Below are 18,749 nucleotides of genomic sequence, written 5' to 3' on the forward strand. Positions count from 1 at the left end.
TAAATTTACTAAAATTCGCTTTCACTTACATATTTTTTAATTATCTAGTGCTCCTTAATAATAAATGAAAAAGGTTAATTTTATAACCAAAAAGAATTAGTGCTCTGCGGCAATGCTTCTGCGAAATAATGCCAAGCTTGAAAAGAAGAAAACAGAACCCAGCCCAATCATATATAGCAGTTGTGGCCAAACAATGACTAGGTCAGCACCGCGAAAGACCACAGCTTGTGCGAACGCCATATAGTGTCGAGACGGTAAAAGCATAGTAAAAGGTTGAATGATATCCGGTTGGCTCTCTATGGGGGTTAATCCACCTGACAGTAACATCATCGGGATAATCACGATCATTAACAGTAATGCAAACTGAGCCATAGTACGCGCAATAGTACCAAGGAAAATACCAATGGCTGCTGCTGCAAATAAATAAACCGTAGTACCGGCAAGCAATAACCATCGGGAACCAGTAATTGGCACATCCAATAATGTACTTACAACCAACCACATAGATATAGAGAACGCGATCAGAATGATAAGACCATTTGCCCACACTTTAGACATCGCTATCTGAAAAGAGTTGAGAGGCATAACCAACAAATGTTCAATGGTTCCATGTTCCCGCTCTCTTAAAAGTGCTGCCCCTGTGAGTATGATAGTAAGCATCGTAATTTGATTCAGTAACGCATTAATTGCACCAAACCACATACCAGTTCCATTTGCGTTAAATGCACGTCGAGAGACTAACGTCACCGCATATGTTGTATCTTGGTCTGATCGATTTACGTAATGATTAACTTCTTTATTCACAATAGTCTGAATATAGCTATTTCCAAGGCTAGCTTGCGAAACTGCTGTTGCGTCAACATCGATTTGCACAGTCGGTTGTCGATGGCCGCGCACATCTTCTTCAAAGTTTGGCGGGATCGTAACGACAAAAATAAAACGATCATGATCCATGGCTTCATCAATCTGATCTGCACTAATCAGTTCTGGTTGTTTAAAGTATGGTGGATAGAGTGCATTGGTAATTCTTCTCGACAGAGCTGAATTATCTTCATCGACAATTGCCACTGATGCGTTATTGACCGACTCACTGATGGCTGTTGATTGTAGGTATATATCGAGACTGAATGAATAGATGACCAGCCCCACTACGACAAAGTCTCGCATGACTGTGCGTAATTCTTTAGTACCGAGGTAGAAAATGTTCGACCACAATTTCATCGGTTACGCCTCTTGTTTCTTCAATATGACCGAGGCCATCAATACAAATAAGGGACCAAAAATAGCCAGAATAAAAAGATCTTGGGCTAAATCATTGAAGCTTAAACCTTTGGTAAAGGCCGCTACACTCATATGCATGTAATAAGTGGCAGGCCAAAGTGAACCAATAAATTGGCCTATCCCTTCTAAGGTCGAGGTTGGCTGTATTATTCCTGAATATTGGATAGTGGGCATTACCGATAGTACTGTGGTTGCAAAAATAGCAGCCACTTGTGATTTCGTCATTGATGAAATTAACAATCCAAAACCGGTTGAAGCACAAACATAAAATAACGCGCCTAAGCTCAAGCCCAGTAAACTTCCTTTTAGTGGCACTTGAAGTAGGAATACAACCATCAATGTCAGAATGAAAAAATTGATTAGCCCAATGCAAATGTAAGGTAATTGCTTGCCAATTAAAAATTCCAGTGTGCTGGTGGGCGTTACATAAAAATTAGTAATGGTACCTATTTCTTTCTCGCGGGAAATACTAACTGCCATCAGAATTGCCGGAAAAAGTAGCAATAACATTGCCGGCGTTTTGGGTCCTATAGAATAAATAGTCTCAAACGAAGGGTTATAGCGATATCGCGACTCTAACGTAACATTGTAATAAGCTGAGGCATCAATACCGGCCTCGGTGGCCAGCAACGTTAGGTATTTAATATGACCACCTGCAACATAGCCTTCAATGGTGCCTGCTCGTGTGGTATTCGCGCCATCTATCCACGCAGATACGCTAGGGGTTTCACCTTTTTTTAAGTCTCTACCAAAGCCTGGAGGAATAACGATGGCCAAGGTGATGTCATTGGATTTTAAGCGCAATTCCAATTCTTCTTGGGTGTGTAATTCGTCTTTTTCAATAAAATAGCGTGACCCCTGGAAATTACTAATATATTGACGACTTTGTGGGGTTTGATCGTGATCAAGGACCGCGAACGTTAAGTCTTCAACATCCAGCGAAATGCCATAGGCAATCACCACTAACAAGATCGCACTGCCTAAAAAAGCAAAAGCTAATCTTATCGGGTCACGTATGACCTGTTTGGTTTCTAAAAAACTATATGCAAATAGCCTAAATAAACTAAATTTCTTAGGAGGAACATGGGTTTCTTGCTCACTAGGCAAGTCGCTGGCGATATCCAGTTTCACGTCCATTTCTGAATTCTTATCGCTAGTCTGGCTCTCGCCTATTGCAGCTTGAATATACTCAATAAAAGCATCTTCCAACGAATCTGCGGCTTTTTCAGCAACCAAATTTTGTGGCGTATCGCAGACTAATACCTGGCCAGCATGCATCAAGGAGATACGATCACAGCGCATTGCTTCGTTCATAAAGTGAGTGGAAATAAAGATGGTAACTTTGTCACGTCGGGACAATTCGATTAACAATTCCCAGAAACCATCGCGAGCAACTGGATCTACTCCTGAGGTAGGTTCATCTAATATAAGAATCTCTGGTTCGTGAATAACAGCCACAGCAAGTGACAGCCTTTGTCGTATGCCTAGTGGCAATGATGACGCTTGTGAAGCTCTAAACTCTTCCAATGCAAAACGTTTTAGCAACGAATCAATTCTGTTGCGCATTTTAGTACGAGGTAAGTGAAACAATTTGGCGTGTAGGATGAGGTTTTCTTCAATACTAAGTTCGCCATACAACGAAAACCCTTGAGACATAAAACCGACCCGTTTACGGGTTTCCAGATCAGACGCATCTACAGCTTGTCCAAAAAGAAAGGCTTTCCCCTCAGAAGCTGGCAATAAGCCAGTTAACATTTTCATTGTGGTGGTTTTGCCACAACCGTTTGAACCTAAAAAACCAAATATCTCACCTGCTTGAATATCAAAACTAACCTTATTAACCGCTGTAAAATCACCAAACTTGCGGGTTAAGCTCTCAGCGACGATAGCCGGCGTAGCATCTGATTGTTCAAATGGTGGAATAACTAATTCGATGTCTTTTTTCTGGATATCTTCTGGTAACAGTTTAACAAATGCGGCTTCAAGATTGTCAGTACCGGTTTTTGTTTTCAGTTCGTTTGGGGTGCCAGTTTCTAATATAACCCCATTATTCATCGCTACTAGCCAATCAAATCCTTCAGCTTCGTCCATATAGGCAGTCGACACAACCACTGTCATTGACGGGCGTTCTTGACGAATATTGGCAATTAGTTGCCAAAATTGACGTCGTGATAGGGGATCTACCCCTGTGGTGGGCTCATCCAAAATGAGTAGGTCTGGATTATGTATTAGTGAACAGCACAGACCTAACTTTTGCTTCATGCCGCCAGATAGTTTTCCTGCAGGTCTGTCTAAAAAAGAATTTAAACCAGTAGCAAGGGTTAATTTTTTAATTCGGCTTTTACGCTGAGCGGCACTTAAATCAAATAATTTACCGAAAAAATCTAAATTTTCTTCGATACTGAGTTCTGAATAGAGATTTTTACCCAATCCTTGAGGCATAAACGCTATCCGCGGACCAACTCTATTGCGATGGTCTTGCGACCCCATATCGCCACCGAGCACCTCAAGTTGTCCTTGTTGCAGCTTACGTGCTCCGGCAATTAAACTTAACAAGGTAGATTTACCCACCCCGTCAGGGCCTAATAGCCCTATCACTACACCTGATGGAATATCTAACTCTATACCATCTAAGGCCAGAGTATTTTTATATATATGTCTAACGTCCCGAATCTTAGCAACGGTAGACTGAGTGTCTGCCTTAGCGCTTTCCATTAGTTACCGCTTTTTTCAGATAAATTCAAAGCGGGTGGAAAGTTTTGTAAATACTCAGGCCATTCTGACGGAGACTCATTATCAGTGGGCGCAAGACGCACATAGGCAACCCCACGAACGCCAGTTTTAACTTGTTCAATATGGGATAACACTAATTCTTGAGGAATTCTTACTTTCACCCGAAACATCAGCTTATCTCGCTCACTTTGCGTTTCTACTTGTTTTGGCGTGAATTGAGACTCCGGAGATACAAAGCTAACGGTGGCTGGAATAGGATAATCGAGAATATCAAGCTTGACCCGCGCCTCTGCGCCAATAGCAATACGATGTACTTGACTAGAAGGCAAGAATATCTCCATATACACGTCGGCTAAATTAATGATGGTCAATACTTTGCCGCCGCTGCCTAAAACTTCACCAGGCTCTGCAAGACGATAAAGCACTCGTCCAATACTTGGTGATACTAAAGTGGCATCTTCAATTTGCGTTTGAATTTCATGCACTCCAGCTTTAAGTGCATCCACATTTCTTTGGCGAGAAATAAGCATCGCATCAGCAGCCTCCACTGACGCATCAGCAACCGCTAAAGCACTTACCCGAGTGTCGTATGTTTCTTTGCTAATGGCCGATTTTTTAATTAAATCACTGGCCCGAGATAACTCTTGTTTAGCTAAAAGTTGTTGGGCTTTAGCTTGTGCGATGGAGGCTTTAGCGGAAGCTATTAGACTCTCACCTGCAGCCACATCGGCTTCGGCACGCAGTAATTGGGCTTGCAATTGATCGGTATTGATACGGGCTAACGCTTGTTGAGGTTGTACAAGGTCACCTTCAGATGCGATGACCTCTTGCACGCGGCCGGCAATCTTGGTTGAAATATCCACTTGTACAGCTTCAATACGACCGTTACCTGAAGCGAAATCAGAAGGTAAAGAAGGTTGTTGGATATAATCCCAAAGCAACCAAAACGCGACCGCTACGATTACCAATAATACTGCGCTAAAAGGTAATTTATTACCTTGCTTCATTGTTTGTCCTTAACGTTACTTTTTAAAATTTTTCTTAGACAAGCGGGAGCGCTAAAATAGATTGGTTACAAGGTGGTTTATGTTCTTCAATCACTTTGTCACCAATGCTCTACTCGTTTAAGTCATGGTTTTATCATTTTTTAAAATCAATAAAGTTGAGAGAAAATTGAGTGATTTCACACGCTTTTAATCGAAACGGTCTTGAGCATGTTTTAATGTGCATAGGCGAAATATAATTGTGGATACTACTCAAGATTGAAGCTGTAAACAAAGTTAAAGATCAACAACAATTTGTCTAATGTACGGAATTTTAATATTGAATGGCTCCTTTATAAATTAGCGATTCCTCTTACTAAAATGTGGAAACTACGTATAGAAGAGAACAAATTATGCAAACTTCACGTATTTACTTAGTTAACCATCAATTTACGCTCGTAATTTATGCTAATAAGTGAAATTTTTAAGGGGTAATTGAGCAAAGTATTAAGTAGTAACCACAATATGTTTTGCATATTCCCTTATTGTTGCTGTTGAGGTCTATACTATACTAATCGATTAGGAGAGTGTTTTGTTAGCAAAGAGTATCAATTATGACAGTAAGACTTACCACCGATCATTCCCATTTAAAAATTGGCAAACTAGATGTCACAATTCGCCCCATTTCGATTGATGATCAAAACATAGAAGCTGAATTCGTTAAAAATCTTTCTGCGCAAAGTAAACACAACCGTTTCATGGAAGGGATAAGAGAATTATCTCCATCAATGTTGAAAAAAATGTGTGATATCGACTATGTAAATAATATGGCCTACATTGCCACCATTGAAGAAGATGGGAATGAAATAGAAATTGGTGTGTGTCGCTATGTGAATGGTAAGCAAAAAAATGAACGGGAAATGGCGCTCGTTGTAGCCGATAAATACCAACACCTTGGTATAGGCACTGAGTTATTTAATCATCTATATGTGCATGCTAGAGCAAATTGTATTAAAAGACTGTATTCCATTGATTTACGCAGTAATACCAAAATGCATAAGTTCGCACAAAGTGTGGGAATGAAAATGGAATTAGATCCAGAAGATGATGCGCTGGTTATATACAGTATAGAGCCCTGCTAAAACGGGGCTCTATGGATTTACAATATGCAAGCTAACCAGCACTCTGTTGTTTAAGCTCTTAACCTTTTGTGTTGGTTATTCTGTTCATATATTTCGACTTTATTAAGTTCGCTTAACATATCACTTGTTACCAACACAACTCCTCCCTGACTTATTCGAAATCCTCTGGCTTTGTCTAACTTAGTGTCAATGCCTATTTCAAAACCATCAGGTATCTCACAATCTGCGTCGATAACAGCTCGGTGAATTTTAACATTTTTACCAATTTTCACATGGGGAAGAATTACCGAATCTTCCACAAAGCTGTTATTTTCTATGTGCACATCAGAAAACAATAGAGATTGTTTGACAATAGCGCCCGATATTATGCATCCACCTGAAACATTGGAATTAACGGCATAACCACTTTGTTTTTCTTCATCGTAAATAAATTTAGCAGGGGGAGATTGTTTCTGATAAGTCCATATTGGCCAATCTTTATCGTATAAATCAATATCTGGCGTTGCTGTAACTAAATCCATATTTGCCTGCCAAAATGAATCTAAAGTGCCCACATCTCGCCAATAAGTTGCCTCATTTGGGTTTTCTGAGCGGAATACAAACGCTTCTACGTGATTATTTTTTATCACATTCGGTATAATATCATGACCAAAGTCGTGCTGAGACTCGTTATTTTTTGCATCTTCAATTAGCTTTTCAATCAAAAACTCAGTGCTAAATACGTAATTTCCCATAGAGGCTAAAGTTGAACCTGGTTTATTTTTCATAACCCAAGGATTAATTGGTTTTTCTTGAAACTCAGTAATTCTGCTATTTTGATCAACGGACATTACGCCGAATTTACCTGCGGCTTCTTCAATTGGCATTTCAATACAAGATATGGTCATATCTGCTCCACTTTGTGCGTGTTGAGCAAGCATGTCTCCGTAATCCATTTTGTAAATATGATCACCAGATAATACAACCACATATTTTGGGGCGTTTTCACGGATAAACCGAATATTTTGATAAAGTGCATCAGCGGTACCGGCATACCAACTTGATGAGTATTGTTGAGACGCAGGAAGTAATTCTACAAATTCCCCCAACTCTCTATTCAAATGTCCCCAACCTCTGGCCAGATGTCGTAATAAGCTATAGGCCTTATATTGTGTCATTACACCTATTTTTCTAATTCCTGAATTAACACAATTCGACAACGGGAAATCTATAATTCTAAACTTACCGCCAAAATGAACAGCCGGTTTTGCCTGATGTTGTGTCAATTCACATAAACGACTTCCCTTCCCTCCAGCTAAAACCAGAGCTAACGTATCCCGTGTTAAATGACTTACATACCGACTATTTGAAATTACCATCTGCCTTCCTTTATTTCTAAAAATATAGTTAACGCTCGGATTTTGAAAAATGTTGTTAACATCTGTAGAAGATATAGTGTTAATTTTTTAAGGGTGTGTCGTAACGCCAATAAAACTAAGTTTACGTTTCACATCAGGATTGGGTTATTGGAGATTTCTCGTAATTAATTGTGGGAAATACGTACTTTTGAATCATGTTTTTGTGGGGATTATTTTTTACCAACCGTTTTTTGTCAAAAAACGGCTTATTAAAGCCAAAACATCCGAAAATTAAAGACAATTTGCGCAATTGGGAATTTATCTAATGTAATCATGGAATTAAAAACGACAGCTAAATAGTTGATTTAGTTTTACGATATCTATTAGGGATTTCCACAGGTTAGTCTCGCGCATTTAGCGGTAACCCCCAATATTCTGATTAAGCGATAGTAGTTAAGCTATTCCTGTGTATACATATACACAGCAACTACCTGAAACAAAGGTTTCAGTTCCTCTTTGGAGTTCATCACATCCAACCATAGATGGACTCCATTTTTTTATTTACTGTTCCGACAGTATTTTTATTCGCACTAGTTGCGCCAAGGTTTTTGCGCCAAGTTTTTCCATAACGTGGGAGCGATGAACCTCAACGGTTCGCTCACTGATATTTAACTCAGACGCAATCATTTTATTCATTGCCCCTTCGGTAACTAAATTGAATACTTCCTTTTCCCGATTAGACAGAAGACTGATTTTTCTGACTTCCTTCTGCTTATTATCAATACAGGCATTTTGTTTGGAGTTTAACGCTAGGGCTTCATTGATTCGGTCAATTAAATTTTGATCATTGAAGGGTTTTCGGATGAAGTCAATAGCACCGTTTCGCATAGCTTCAACTGCCATCGGTATATCACCATGGCCTGTGATAAAAATGATAGGTAACAAACTATTTAGTTCTTTTAGCTTTAATTGTAATTCTAAACCACTCATTTTCGGCATTCTAATATCGAGTACGATGCACCCTTTCATGTCGTCATTGAACTCTTTCAAAAACTCCTGGCCATTCACAAAGCTTTTAGCATTAAGTCCAATCGATGCAAGCAACATTTCCATTCCATCACGGATAGCTTCGTCATCGTCGATGATATATACCGTTTGCTGATCAGTCATGTGTTTTTCCTCCTGAAATCGGTAGCGTAAAATAAAAAACGGTCCCGTATGGTTTATTATCTTTGAACATTAAGTGTCCACCATGTTCTTCAATAATTGATTTGGAAATTGACAACCCAATCCCCATTCCATTCTTTTTGGTTGTGCTAAATGGCGTATAAAGTTCGTCTTTTAACTTTTGAGATAAACCACAACCTGTATCTTCTATCGAAATCTGAAACGTGTTTGCTTCGCTTTGAGACGCTCTAATTGTTAATACATTACCATTTTTAAAGTCAATTGCTTGCATTGATTCCATGGCGTTTCGCAATAAATTCAGTATCACTTGTTGGATCTGTACTCGGTCAACAAAGACAGCAACATGCTGGTCACCCGTTTCTACCTGAATCAATATTTCATGTAAGCGTGAAATAGGTTCAATTAATTTTATGACCTCTTCGATTAATATATTGCTATCAACCGCTTCTTTTTGACTATCGCCTTTTCTAGTCATTATTTGCACACGCTCCAAAACACTGCCAGCACGAAGTGATTGTTGAGTTAATTTATCTAATAACTCAGGGAGCATTTCGAAATTTTGTTTTTCGCACATATTTTTAGCAGTTGCTGAAAATAATGCTATTGCGGTCAGTGGTTGATTAATTTCATGGGCAACTGCAACGGCCATTTCCCCTAACGCATTTAAGCGATCAAAGTGAGCTAATTGTTCGGTTAATCGACGAGTTTTATCTTCTGAAGCTATTTGCTCGGTAATATCTCGAATTAAACCAACAAATACTCTGCCTTCGGGATTAACAATTTCACTGACCGATAAATGAATAGGAAACATTGAACCATCTTTGCGCTTGGCCGTTAACACACGTCCAGTTCCAATAATATGAGTTTCATTTGTTTCTAAGTACTTAGCTAAGTACTGATCATGTTGCTCACTTTGACGCTGAGGCATTAAAATTTTTACGTTTTTGTCTTTGATTTCTTTAAAAGAGTAGCCAAACATCTTGAGGGCAGCTTTATTGAAACTTTTTATATTGCCCTTTTGGTCGATGGTAATAACCGCCTCAACCACTGAATTAACAATTGCCTCAGAAAATGCGTGGCTATGTATCAAGTCAGCTTGTGCTTGTTTAATAGAAGTTATATCGGTTATGAACCCCTCCAATATAAAGTCTTCTGTTAAATGGGAACGTACCGGCTCTCCTCTTTCCCAAACATACTTAATTTCATTGTTTTTTGTCACTATCCGATATTCAAATTCAAAGCGTCGTTGTTGCTTTACTGCCTTGTCGACTAATTTCACAATCCGTTCATAGTCATCGGGATGAATGATTTGTCCCCAAATAATGCTATCTCTTGCGAATTCATCTTTAGAATATCCAGTTAATTCTTCACATTCCTCGTTTACCAATATTATTGGCCATCCTTTTTCGTTAAAGGATTGATATGCCATCCCTGGTAACATTTTTAAAAAATGCTCAGTTTTTTTACGATCATCCTTTATGTATTTTTCTTTTCTGCGTGACAGCAAAACAGCATAAAAAGCAAGTGCCACAAAAAAGCTGAGCAGTACACCGAGCAAGGTTAAAATTTTGATTATTCGATAATGTTTGTGGGCTAAAAACTCATTGGTAGGTGCAATATTAATTTGCCAATTTTGGCCTTCAAGTGTAAATGCTGCGTGTTTATTCCATCGAGTATCAATTAAATTACTAGTGAGTGTATTTGGATAGATACGCAGACCATCTACAGTCAACAGTATTTGATGGTCAGACAATAAATAAGAAGGCAATACTTCTTTAAAATAGGTGTTAAAAAGAAACACGCTGCCGATAAAACCTTGTAATTGTTTTGTGCTGCCAAGACCTTTAAAAACCGGTGCGTATATTCCGAAACCGGATTTTCCATCCACTGAAGAAATAGGAATTGTGAATGCTGAATGAGTGCTATTTTGAGCTTTCACGGCTGCAGATAACGACGCTGAAACAGCATTTAAATCAATATTTAATGCTATTTCGTTCTGTTCAACGGGCAACACTTTTTTTACTTGAAAAGTACTGTCAACCCAGCTAATTGCTTGATAACCCTGTTGCGTATCATACAAAGTTTGTGCAATTAAATTCCAATCGACATCGGATAAATTATTCGATATTTTGGATAGTTGAGTAAATTCTGTCAATGACACAATTCGTGTGTTTATATCTTCCTCTAACAATATTTTAATTTTGTTAGCGGTAGTTTGAGTTACATTGTCGATATAAGCACGTTCTTGCGTCTCAATGTACAAAATTAGAAAAGCGATTAGTGCCGAAGTAACTGCGCCAGCGATAACCGCATAAATAAGAATAGCGATCTGTGGAGAAAAACTAATACGCCATTTGTTGGTGTTTATTTTCTTTTCCATTTAAACATTGGCCTATAAATACACTTACGAGTAAAAATTTAAAAACTTGTTATTGCTCCTTGCATGAGACCAGTTAAAGGAATGCAAATTAGCGTTTAGATATATTGATTGTAATACCTTGTGTTGAATATTTTTCTTAGCCTTAAATGAGCGTAAAGCAAATTGTATTTTATCACTAATCCATTAAAGTGTGTTTTTTTACCGATTCAGAACTAGGCACTTTCAACCCAAGATTTTCTAAATAAGACAAGGCATCGTTAAGATCATCAAATCGTTGCGGGGTAAATGATACGTCTTCGAAAAAGGGCATCAACTCTTGTCCTTGGGTTGAAGATTTAGTAACCCAACTTTCACCGATTTGATTTCTTCGTTTCAAGGATATTTTACTTTTAAATGGAGATTCAAACACTTCTTGTGGCATCGTCCAATTAGTCATGTCGACGCATATCCCCCAATCACGGCCTTTTTTCTTTCCTGTTAATAGTGACAATTCACTAATATAAGAAAGATCAGCCTGAACGGTCCAAAGCCCTTTTAAAACAATAAAAAGAATATCTCCCATGGGAGTGATTTTAAAAGCGGCTGCATCATCACTCATATAATTACCTTAAAAGTCGTAAACCATTTGTGCAAATGTATATCTAAGCAGATGCTTAGTTTGAATACATTATAACGCTAATTAAGGTAAGTGATTGAAGTTTTTATAAAACTTTCTAATAAATGTAAGATTTCACCTTAATCAAATTTGTGCTCTAATATATTCAACTTAAATGACGTGCACCTAAAGATGCCAAACAATAGCAAATAGTTGGGCCCAACTGGTATAACGAGCTTTTCGCCCAAAAAAATAAACATTGGGATCACTACATTTATACAAAATCCATCTAAATAATGTATCCAATTTGATAGAGATAAAAATAGTTAAGGGTTAACACAAACATAACCCATCTGAACAATGTCTAAGTTATTACAATTAATTTATTTAATGCATCTTTATCTCTGAGTATATTATTTAATTAAATCTATCTATTACATATCTATTGTCGGAGTATTATGGAATTCGCTTTCATCCTAGTAGCATTTTTATGCGGTTTAATTATGAAAATCATAGGTTTACCGCCATTGATTGGATTTTTGGTTGCTGGATTTAGCTTAAATTTTATGGGTTATGAACCTGATGCATCTCTAGATACATTAGCAAGCCTTGGCATTACCCTAATGCTGTTTACTATAGGTCTTAAACTCAATATTAGAGATCTGATTAAATCAGAAGTATGGATGGGCAGCAGTTTACACATGATGCTTTGGGTACTCATCGTCGCTTCGAGTTTTGTTTTCCTCACCGCATTAGGAATTGGATATTTTGCGGATATAAATATTGTAACCGGTGCTCTCATTGCTTTTTCACTTAGTTTTAGCAGCACGGTTTGTATTGTAAAAATACTAGAAGAAAGTGGTGAAATTCGGACAAGGCATGGAAAAGTCGCGATTGGTATTTTGGTTATGCAGGATATTTTTGCGGTGATTTTCCTGGTAATTGCCACCGGTAAAATCCCTTCAATATGGGCGGTGTTATTGCTTCTATTATTATTAGCAAAACCAATTTGGTCATTGTTACTAGATAAAGCCGGTCACGGTGAGTTATTACCGTTAATGGGGTTTCTGATTGCAATTGGTGGTTATGAATTATTTGAATTAGTGGGACTTAAAGGCGATCTTGGTGCGCTTATTCTTGGTATGTTGTTAGCTAATCAAGCAAAAGCCTCTGAATTATCTAAATCACTAATGAGTTTCAAAGATCTTTTTCTTATCGGCTTTTTCTTGTCAATCGGTTTCACCGCGTTACCCACATTAGAAATGTTGCTTACTGCATTATTACTATGCTGCCTCATTCCACTTAAATTCGGACTATTCTTCAGTATATTTACTCGTTTACGTCTACGAGCAAGAACTTCGTATTTAGCGAGTTTGGTATTGGCCAATTACAGTGAATTTGGACTTATCGTTGTTGCCTTATTAGTAAATGAAAATTTAGTCGAAAAGCACTGGTTGGTTGTACTGGCTCTGGCGGTGTCTATCTCTTTCCTTTTCACCGGTTTTGGTTATCGTTCTTCGCATCAACAGTACAACCGAATCAAACACAAACTTAAAAATTATGAACATCCGCAACGCTTAAAAGAAGATATTTATAACTTACCAGATAATGCACGTGTGCTTATCATTGGAATGGGCCGAGTCGGTAAAGGTGCGTATAAGGCATTGGAAAGCGTTATGAAAGAACAAGTTTGGGGAATGGACGCTGATCCAAACCGAATACGCAAAATGCAAAAACAAGACATGCAAGTGTTTGTTGGTGACGGTGAAGATGTAGATTTTTGGGAAAATTTCGATTTACGTCAAACCGATATCGTCATGTTGGCGGTCCCATCAGTAGAAGATATTAGTAATATCACTCAACAACTTAGGAACGCTGATTATCAAGGAACAGTGGCATCCATTGCGCGCTATGAAGATGAAATCGAATTACTCCAAAAAGCGGGGGCAGACAAGGTATTCAACTTCTTCACAGAGGCAGGTACGGGTTTCGCTGAAGAGAGCTTACAAATGTTATCCCTTTCCAGTAAGTAATAAGGGAATCAAAAATGATAATTGTTAGCATTGGGTATCCATTTGTTTTTTAAGGAAAATATTACATTTCACGGATTGTTGGTCTATACTTGCCACATACTGTTTTAGGAGAATTTTGAAATGAAAGGTCAAGCCAATATATTAGCAGCTCTGAATGAGGTGCTAACCACTGAGCTTACGTCTATCAACCAATATTTTTTGCATGCGAGGATGTATAAAAATTGGGGATTAGAAAAACTGAATTCAGTTTGTTATAAAAAGTCTATAAAAGACATGAAACAAGCCGACGAGTTAATTGAACGTATTTTGTTTCTAGAAGGTCTGCCCAACTTGCAAATGCTTGGAAAGCTATATATTGGTGAAGAAACCGTTGAAATGTTGCAGTGCGACAGTAAGTTTCAATTAGAACAAATTCCCAAGCTGAAAAATGTGATTGCTCTTTGCGAATCTGAACAAGATTACGTATCTCGCGATTTATTAGAAGAAATATTGGAATATGAAGAAGCGCATTTGGATTGGTTGGAAACACAAGAATACCAAATTTCAGCGTTAGGTTTGGAAAATTACTTGCAAACGCAAGTGGGCTCGGGAGATTAAGTTATGAAAGGTAATCAAATAATAATAGATTCATTAAATGGCTTGCTAGCCTATGAATTGGCAGCAATGGATCAATACTTCATCCATTCTCAAATGTATGACGATTGGGGATTAACTAAACTTCATGAGCGTATTGCCCATGAATTTGATGATGAAAAGGGTCACGCCACTAAGCTAATTGAACGTATGTTATTTTTAGAAGGCACTCCCGACATGACAGTGCGTTCAGGATTCAAAGTCGGTAAAGACGTGCTTGAAATGTTGGAAAGTGATTTGCGCGTTGAATACACGGTTACAGACGAACTAAAGAAAACAATCGCCCTGTGTGAAGCGGAAAAAGATTATGTGACCAGAGATATGCTAATGGTCTTATTAGAAGACACCGAAATGGATCATGCACATTGGTTAGAACAACAAATAGGCCTAATCAAACGTCTTGGCTTATCTAACTACTTGCAGTCACAAATGTAATTAGATCTCTACTTAAGCATGGGTTTGGAAGAATACTGAAACCGTTTTTAAATCAGTGGTTTGTATATCTTCCAACTCTATGGTTAATTTCCATCTCATATTCGACTCACTACAAGCACCAATAAACAACTCTGCATCTAAGTTCACTTGATTATTTAACTTGTCTATTCGACTTGTTTTCAAAAACAATGGGGTTTTACCCATATACATATTAGTACCTTCAAGCCACCCTCGCCTAACCACGTAATGCGTATCGTAAATTATCGATAAATTAAGCATCTCTTCAATCTGAATAGGAAAGTCAGAAAAACTCACCTGCATTATTGAATCGTCTAATTCAATTCGACAGGACTGCGCTTCGAGATAACAAAGATTTTTAGTTAAAATTGAGTCTTTTTGATTATTTAATGAATAAACAACGGAAAGAATCAAAATCACAACTATAATAGGAAAGGTGCGTTTAATCAGAGTGTTGTGCCTATTAACTGTCTGTTTATGAGATTTATTGAAAGTCAGTTTGAATGATCACTACTATAAAAACAAGAAATGCTGAAAATCTATTGATTAAGATCAAGCTAATGGTGTTTATGCTATCTTTTTCAAAGCAAAAACTTTATGATCCCGTCTGCAAAATCTAAGTTCCGAAGTGAATTCAGGGACTTAGTTAATGAAATGTAAAAACCGTGACAATAGTGTCACATACACATAACAAAACAATACAAAAATAGTTAATTATTTTTGTCATAAATAATGATGTGGAAGATCCATTGATATGAGCGTAGCCAGCCAAGTACATCCGGAATACAACTATAAAGTCGTTAGGCAGTTTGCCATAATGACTGTCGTATGGGGAATTATTGGGATGGCAGTAGGTGTGTTTATCGCAGCACAACTCTACTGGCCAGCCTTAAATTTTGACATTCCTTACCTCACCTTTTCTCGATTGCGTCCTTTACACACTAATGCAGTTATATTTGCATTTGGTGGATGTGCGCTGTTTGCCACTTCTTATTATGTAGTGCAGCGAACATCACAAGCTAGGATATTCAGTGATAAGTTGGCCTCATTTACGTTTTGGGGATGGCAAGCGGTTATTGTTTCAGCGGCAATCACTCTTCCACTAGGTTTAACGACTACCAAAGAATACGCAGAATTAGAGTGGCCAATCGATATTTTAATCACTTTGGTTTGGGTGGCGTACATTATCAACTTCTTCGGTACTATTGTTATCCGAAAAGTTTCGCATATATATGTAGCTAACTGGTTCTTCGGCGCATTCATGTTAACCGTTGCGGTATTGCACATCGGTAACAGTATGGCTATACCAGTATCACTGTTTAAATCCTACTCGATTTACGCTGGTGCTGTAGATGCTATGATGCAGTGGTGGTATGGACATAACGCCGTAGGTTTCTTCTTAACCGCAGGTTTCTTGGGTATGATGTACTACTTCGTACCGAAACAAGCCGGCAGACCAGTATACTCTTATCGTCTGTCTGTTGTTCACTTCTGGGCACTTACCTCACTTTATATTTGGGCCGGTCCTCACCACTTACACTACACAGCATTGCCAGACTGGACACAGTCTCTTGGAATGGTAATGTCAATCATCCTATTTGTACCTTCTTGGGGTGGCATGATCAACGGTATTATGACGTTGTCAGGCGCTTGGCATAAGTTGCGTACCGACCCAATTTTACGCTTCTTAATTGTTTCCCTTTCATTCTACGGCATGTCGACTTTCGAAGGTCCGATGATGGCTATTAAAACAGTTAATGCCCTATCACATTATACGGATTGGACAATAGGACATGTTCACTCTGGTGCGTTAGGCTGGGTAGCAATGGTTTCAATCGGTTCGATTTATCACCTTATCCCTGTGTTGTTTAATAAACCTGCTATGTATAGCGTTAAATGGATTAACGTGCATTTTTGGTTAGCAACAATTGGCGTGGTGTTATACATAGTCGCTATGTGGATGTCAGGCGTATTGCAAGGTTTGATGTGGCGCGCGGTAAACCCAGACGGCACTCTAACTTACAGTTTTGTTGAATCTCTACAAGCATCTAAGCCTTTCTATTTTGTTCGCTTTATTGGTGGTGTGTTCGTAGTAGCCGGTATGTTATTGATGGCATACAACGTTTACAAAACCGTACGTACACCTAATGAAGAGTTTTCTAAAGATCCTGAAAACTCACCTCAACCTCAAGCAGCATAAGGAGATTTGAGATGAAGAACGTTCACGAGCTGGTTGAGAAGAATATTGGATTGATGGCGATATTTATTCTAATCGCGATTAGTTTTGGTGCCATGGTTGAAATTACACCACTAATGTTCCAACAACAAACAATGGAAAAAGTAGAAGGTCTTAAGCCTTACACTGCTTTGCAAATGGAAGGGCGAGATATTTATATTCGCGAGGGTTGTGTTGGTTGTCATAGCCAGATGATTCGTCCATTTAGAGCAGAAACAGAACGCTACGGACACTACTCTGTCGCAGGTGAATCAGTTTGGGAACACCCATTTTTATGGGGTTCAAAACGAACTGGTCCTGACTTGGCAAGAGTCGGCGGTCGTTACAGTGATGATTGGCACCGCGTTCACCTTCTTAATCCTAGAGACGTAGTACCTGAATCCAATATGCCTGGTTTCCCTTGGTTAGCTGAAAATACACTTGACGGCAAATTAATTGAGAAAAAACTTCGTGTATTTAAAGACTTTGGAGTGCCTTATAGCGAGGAAGAAATCGCTGGCGCAAAAGAAGCAGTACAAGGTAAAACAGAGATGGAGGCTTTAATTGCCTACCTACAATCTCTTGGAACGGCGCTGAAATAGTATGGATTACGGTGCAGCGGGTAGCATATTTACAGTTGTGGTTTTTGTTTGCTTTATCGGCATAGTGGTATGGGCTTTTAGCAGCCGCGCTAAAAAACGCTTTGATGAAGCAGAAAATTTGGTTTTTGATGATGAGCCAACCCAACAATCAGAAAAAAAAGAGCGGGAGTCTTCGATAAATGAGTAGCTTTTGGAGTATTTGGGTCTCAGTAATCTCATTGGGAACAATTCTAGGGTGTTACCTAATCTTACGCTGGTGTCTGTTGAATAAAACAGGCGTTGAAGAAGGTGACGATATGCATCATTCGTTTGATGGTATTATCGAAATCAATAACCCTCTACCTAAATGGTGGACAATCATGTTCTACATGACCATGATTTGGGGGATTTTGTATTTATTACTTTATCCGGGTTTAGGGAATTGGAAAGGTTTGTTAGGTTGGAAAAGTTCAAACCAAGATATTCAAACCCTGCAAGAATCAAAAGATGCAGTTTTAGCGTCTCGAGAAGAAGCGAAAAACGCCCTCTTCGGTTTAGGTGGTGTTGGTGTTGAATATGATCGTGAACTTGAAAAGGCCGAAGAAAAATTTGCGCCAATTTTCAACCAATACGCCGAACAGCCAATTGAAGTGTTAGTTAATAACGAAGAAGCCCTAAAAATTGGTCAGCGTTTGTTTATGCAAAACTGTTCTCAGTGTCACGGTTCTGATGCTCGTGGTCAACGAGGCTTCCCTAACCTGACTGACCATGACTGGTTATACGGTGGAACGCCAGAGAAGATTGTTGAAACCTTAACAAATGGTCGCCAAGCCAATATGGCCGCATGGTTACCTTCTTTTGGTGAGCAAGGTGTTAAAGAAGTCGTTGCTTATGCGTTAAGTTTAAGTGGTAGACAAGTTGACCCTGACTTAAAAGAAGCAGGTAAAGTACGCTTTGCAGTATGCTCTGCTTGTCACGGAGCAGATGGTAAAGGTAATCAAGCGCTAGGCGCTCCGAACTTAACAGATAATATTTGGTTATATGGTGGCAGCACCGACGTAGTCACTGAAACTGTTAACTACGGACGAGCTGGTGTTATGCCCTCTTTCAAAAACACTTTGGGAGAGAAGAAGATACACCTAGTGGCTACCTATGTTTATAGTTTATCTAAAGATAAATAAACATTGAGTTGTTA

16 protein-coding genes are annotated in these 18,749 nt (G+C 38.6%); 8 read left to right on the forward strand and 8 right to left on the reverse strand.

Annotation, left to right across the window (positions count from 1 at the left end):
- Positions 1-96: 96 nt before the first annotated feature.
- From VUI23_RS10720 to VUI23_RS10730, 3 genes are read right to left on the reverse strand one after another with little or no spacing between them, the layout of a single operon-like run.
- Positions 97-1,221: an ABC transporter permease gene (locus VUI23_RS10720; RefSeq protein ID WP_303499950.1), complete on the reverse strand. Its 1,125-nt coding sequence runs from the start codon at positions 1,219-1,221 to the stop codon at positions 97-99.
- A gap of 3 nt (positions 1,222-1,224) precedes the next feature.
- A complete protein-coding gene (gene rbbA / locus VUI23_RS10725; RefSeq protein WP_342804375.1) occupies positions 1,225-3,996 on the reverse strand; it encodes a ribosome-associated ATPase/putative transporter RbbA in 2,772 nt (923 codons plus the stop codon).
- Positions 3,996-5,021, reverse strand: coding sequence for an HlyD family efflux transporter periplasmic adaptor subunit (locus tag VUI23_RS10730; RefSeq protein WP_216046622.1), 1,026 nt, complete (start codon positions 5,019-5,021; stop codon positions 3,996-3,998). Before VUI23_RS10730 ends, rbbA begins: the two co-directional genes overlap by 1 nt.
- Before the next feature lie 590 nt (positions 5,022-5,611).
- On the opposite strand from VUI23_RS10730, the gene VUI23_RS10735 reads away from it, so the two are divergent.
- Positions 5,612-6,139, forward strand: a complete 528-nt coding sequence (locus tag VUI23_RS10735) for a GNAT family N-acetyltransferase (RefSeq protein WP_342804376.1) — start codon at positions 5,612-5,614, stop codon at positions 6,137-6,139.
- 50 nt (positions 6,140-6,189) lie between these two features.
- On the opposite strand, the gene glgC is transcribed toward VUI23_RS10735, so the two are convergent.
- From glgC to VUI23_RS10755, 4 genes are all read right to left on the reverse strand, one after another.
- The gene (gene glgC / locus VUI23_RS10740) at positions 6,190-7,497 is read right to left on the reverse strand and encodes a glucose-1-phosphate adenylyltransferase (protein WP_342804377.1); all 1,308 of its coding nucleotides are present in this window, start codon (positions 7,495-7,497) and stop codon (positions 6,190-6,192) included.
- 540 nt (positions 7,498-8,037) lie between these two features.
- Positions 8,038-8,646: a response regulator gene (locus VUI23_RS10745; RefSeq protein WP_342804378.1), complete on the reverse strand. Its 609-nt coding sequence runs from the start codon at positions 8,644-8,646 to the stop codon at positions 8,038-8,040.
- On the reverse strand, positions 8,639-11,044 hold the full coding sequence (locus tag VUI23_RS10750) for a PAS domain S-box protein (RefSeq protein WP_342804379.1): 2,406 nt from the start codon (positions 11,042-11,044) through the stop codon (positions 8,639-8,641). The genes VUI23_RS10745 and VUI23_RS10750 overlap by 8 nt, the downstream gene beginning before the upstream one ends.
- A 175-nt stretch (positions 11,045-11,219) precedes the next feature.
- A complete protein-coding gene (locus VUI23_RS10755) occupies positions 11,220-11,642 on the reverse strand; it encodes a hypothetical protein (protein WP_342804380.1) in 423 nt (140 codons plus the stop codon).
- A 455-nt stretch (positions 11,643-12,097) separates the two neighbouring features.
- Here VUI23_RS10755 and VUI23_RS10760 point away from each other — a divergent pair, with 455 nt between their 5' ends.
- The 3 genes from VUI23_RS10760 (at position 12,098) to bfr (VUI23_RS10770) (ending at position 14,740) form a co-directional block, all read left to right on the forward strand.
- Positions 12,098-13,672, forward strand: a complete 1,575-nt coding sequence (locus VUI23_RS10760) for a cation:proton antiporter family protein (RefSeq protein ID WP_216046628.1) — start codon at positions 12,098-12,100, stop codon at positions 13,670-13,672.
- 120 nt (positions 13,673-13,792) lie between these two features.
- Complete coding sequence (bfr, locus tag VUI23_RS10765) at positions 13,793-14,269, forward strand: bacterioferritin (protein WP_216046629.1); 477 nt, start codon at positions 13,793-13,795, stop codon at positions 14,267-14,269.
- 3 nt (positions 14,270-14,272) lie between these two features.
- Positions 14,273-14,740: a bacterioferritin gene (gene bfr / locus VUI23_RS10770; protein ID WP_342804381.1), complete on the forward strand. Its 468-nt coding sequence runs from the start codon at positions 14,273-14,275 to the stop codon at positions 14,738-14,740.
- Between the two features lie 12 nt (positions 14,741-14,752).
- Here the strand turns inward: bfr (VUI23_RS10770) and VUI23_RS10775 are convergent, their stop codons facing one another.
- Positions 14,753-15,061, reverse strand: a complete 309-nt coding sequence (locus VUI23_RS10775; protein WP_342804382.1) for a hypothetical protein — start codon at positions 15,059-15,061, stop codon at positions 14,753-14,755.
- Between the two features lie 451 nt (positions 15,062-15,512).
- Here VUI23_RS10775 and ccoN point away from each other — a divergent pair, with 451 nt between their 5' ends.
- From ccoN to ccoP, 4 genes are read left to right on the forward strand one after another with little or no spacing between them, the layout of a single operon-like run.
- Positions 15,513-16,958: a cytochrome-c oxidase, cbb3-type subunit I gene (gene ccoN, locus VUI23_RS10780; protein WP_216046632.1), complete on the forward strand. Its 1,446-nt coding sequence runs from the start codon at positions 15,513-15,515 to the stop codon at positions 16,956-16,958.
- An 11-nt stretch (positions 16,959-16,969) separates the two neighbouring features.
- Positions 16,970-17,575 carry a cytochrome-c oxidase, cbb3-type subunit II gene (gene ccoO, locus VUI23_RS10785; protein ID WP_216046633.1) on the forward strand — a complete coding sequence of 202 codons (606 nt, stop codon included), beginning with the start codon at positions 16,970-16,972 and terminating at the stop codon, positions 17,573-17,575.
- A 1-nt stretch (position 17,576) separates the two neighbouring features.
- A complete protein-coding gene (locus VUI23_RS10790; RefSeq protein ID WP_216046634.1) occupies positions 17,577-17,762 on the forward strand; it encodes a cbb3-type cytochrome c oxidase subunit 3 in 186 nt (61 codons plus the stop codon).
- Positions 17,755-18,735, forward strand: coding sequence for a cytochrome-c oxidase, cbb3-type subunit III (gene ccoP, locus VUI23_RS10795; RefSeq protein ID WP_216046635.1), 981 nt, complete (start codon positions 17,755-17,757; stop codon positions 18,733-18,735). The genes VUI23_RS10790 and ccoP overlap by 8 nt, the downstream gene beginning before the upstream one ends.
- Positions 18,736-18,749 lie beyond the last annotated feature (14 nt).

The organism is Alteromonas sp. M12, from assembly GCF_037478005.1.
In the GTDB taxonomy this organism is placed as follows: domain Bacteria; phylum Pseudomonadota; class Gammaproteobacteria; order Enterobacterales; family Alteromonadaceae; genus Aliiglaciecola; species Aliiglaciecola lipolytica_A.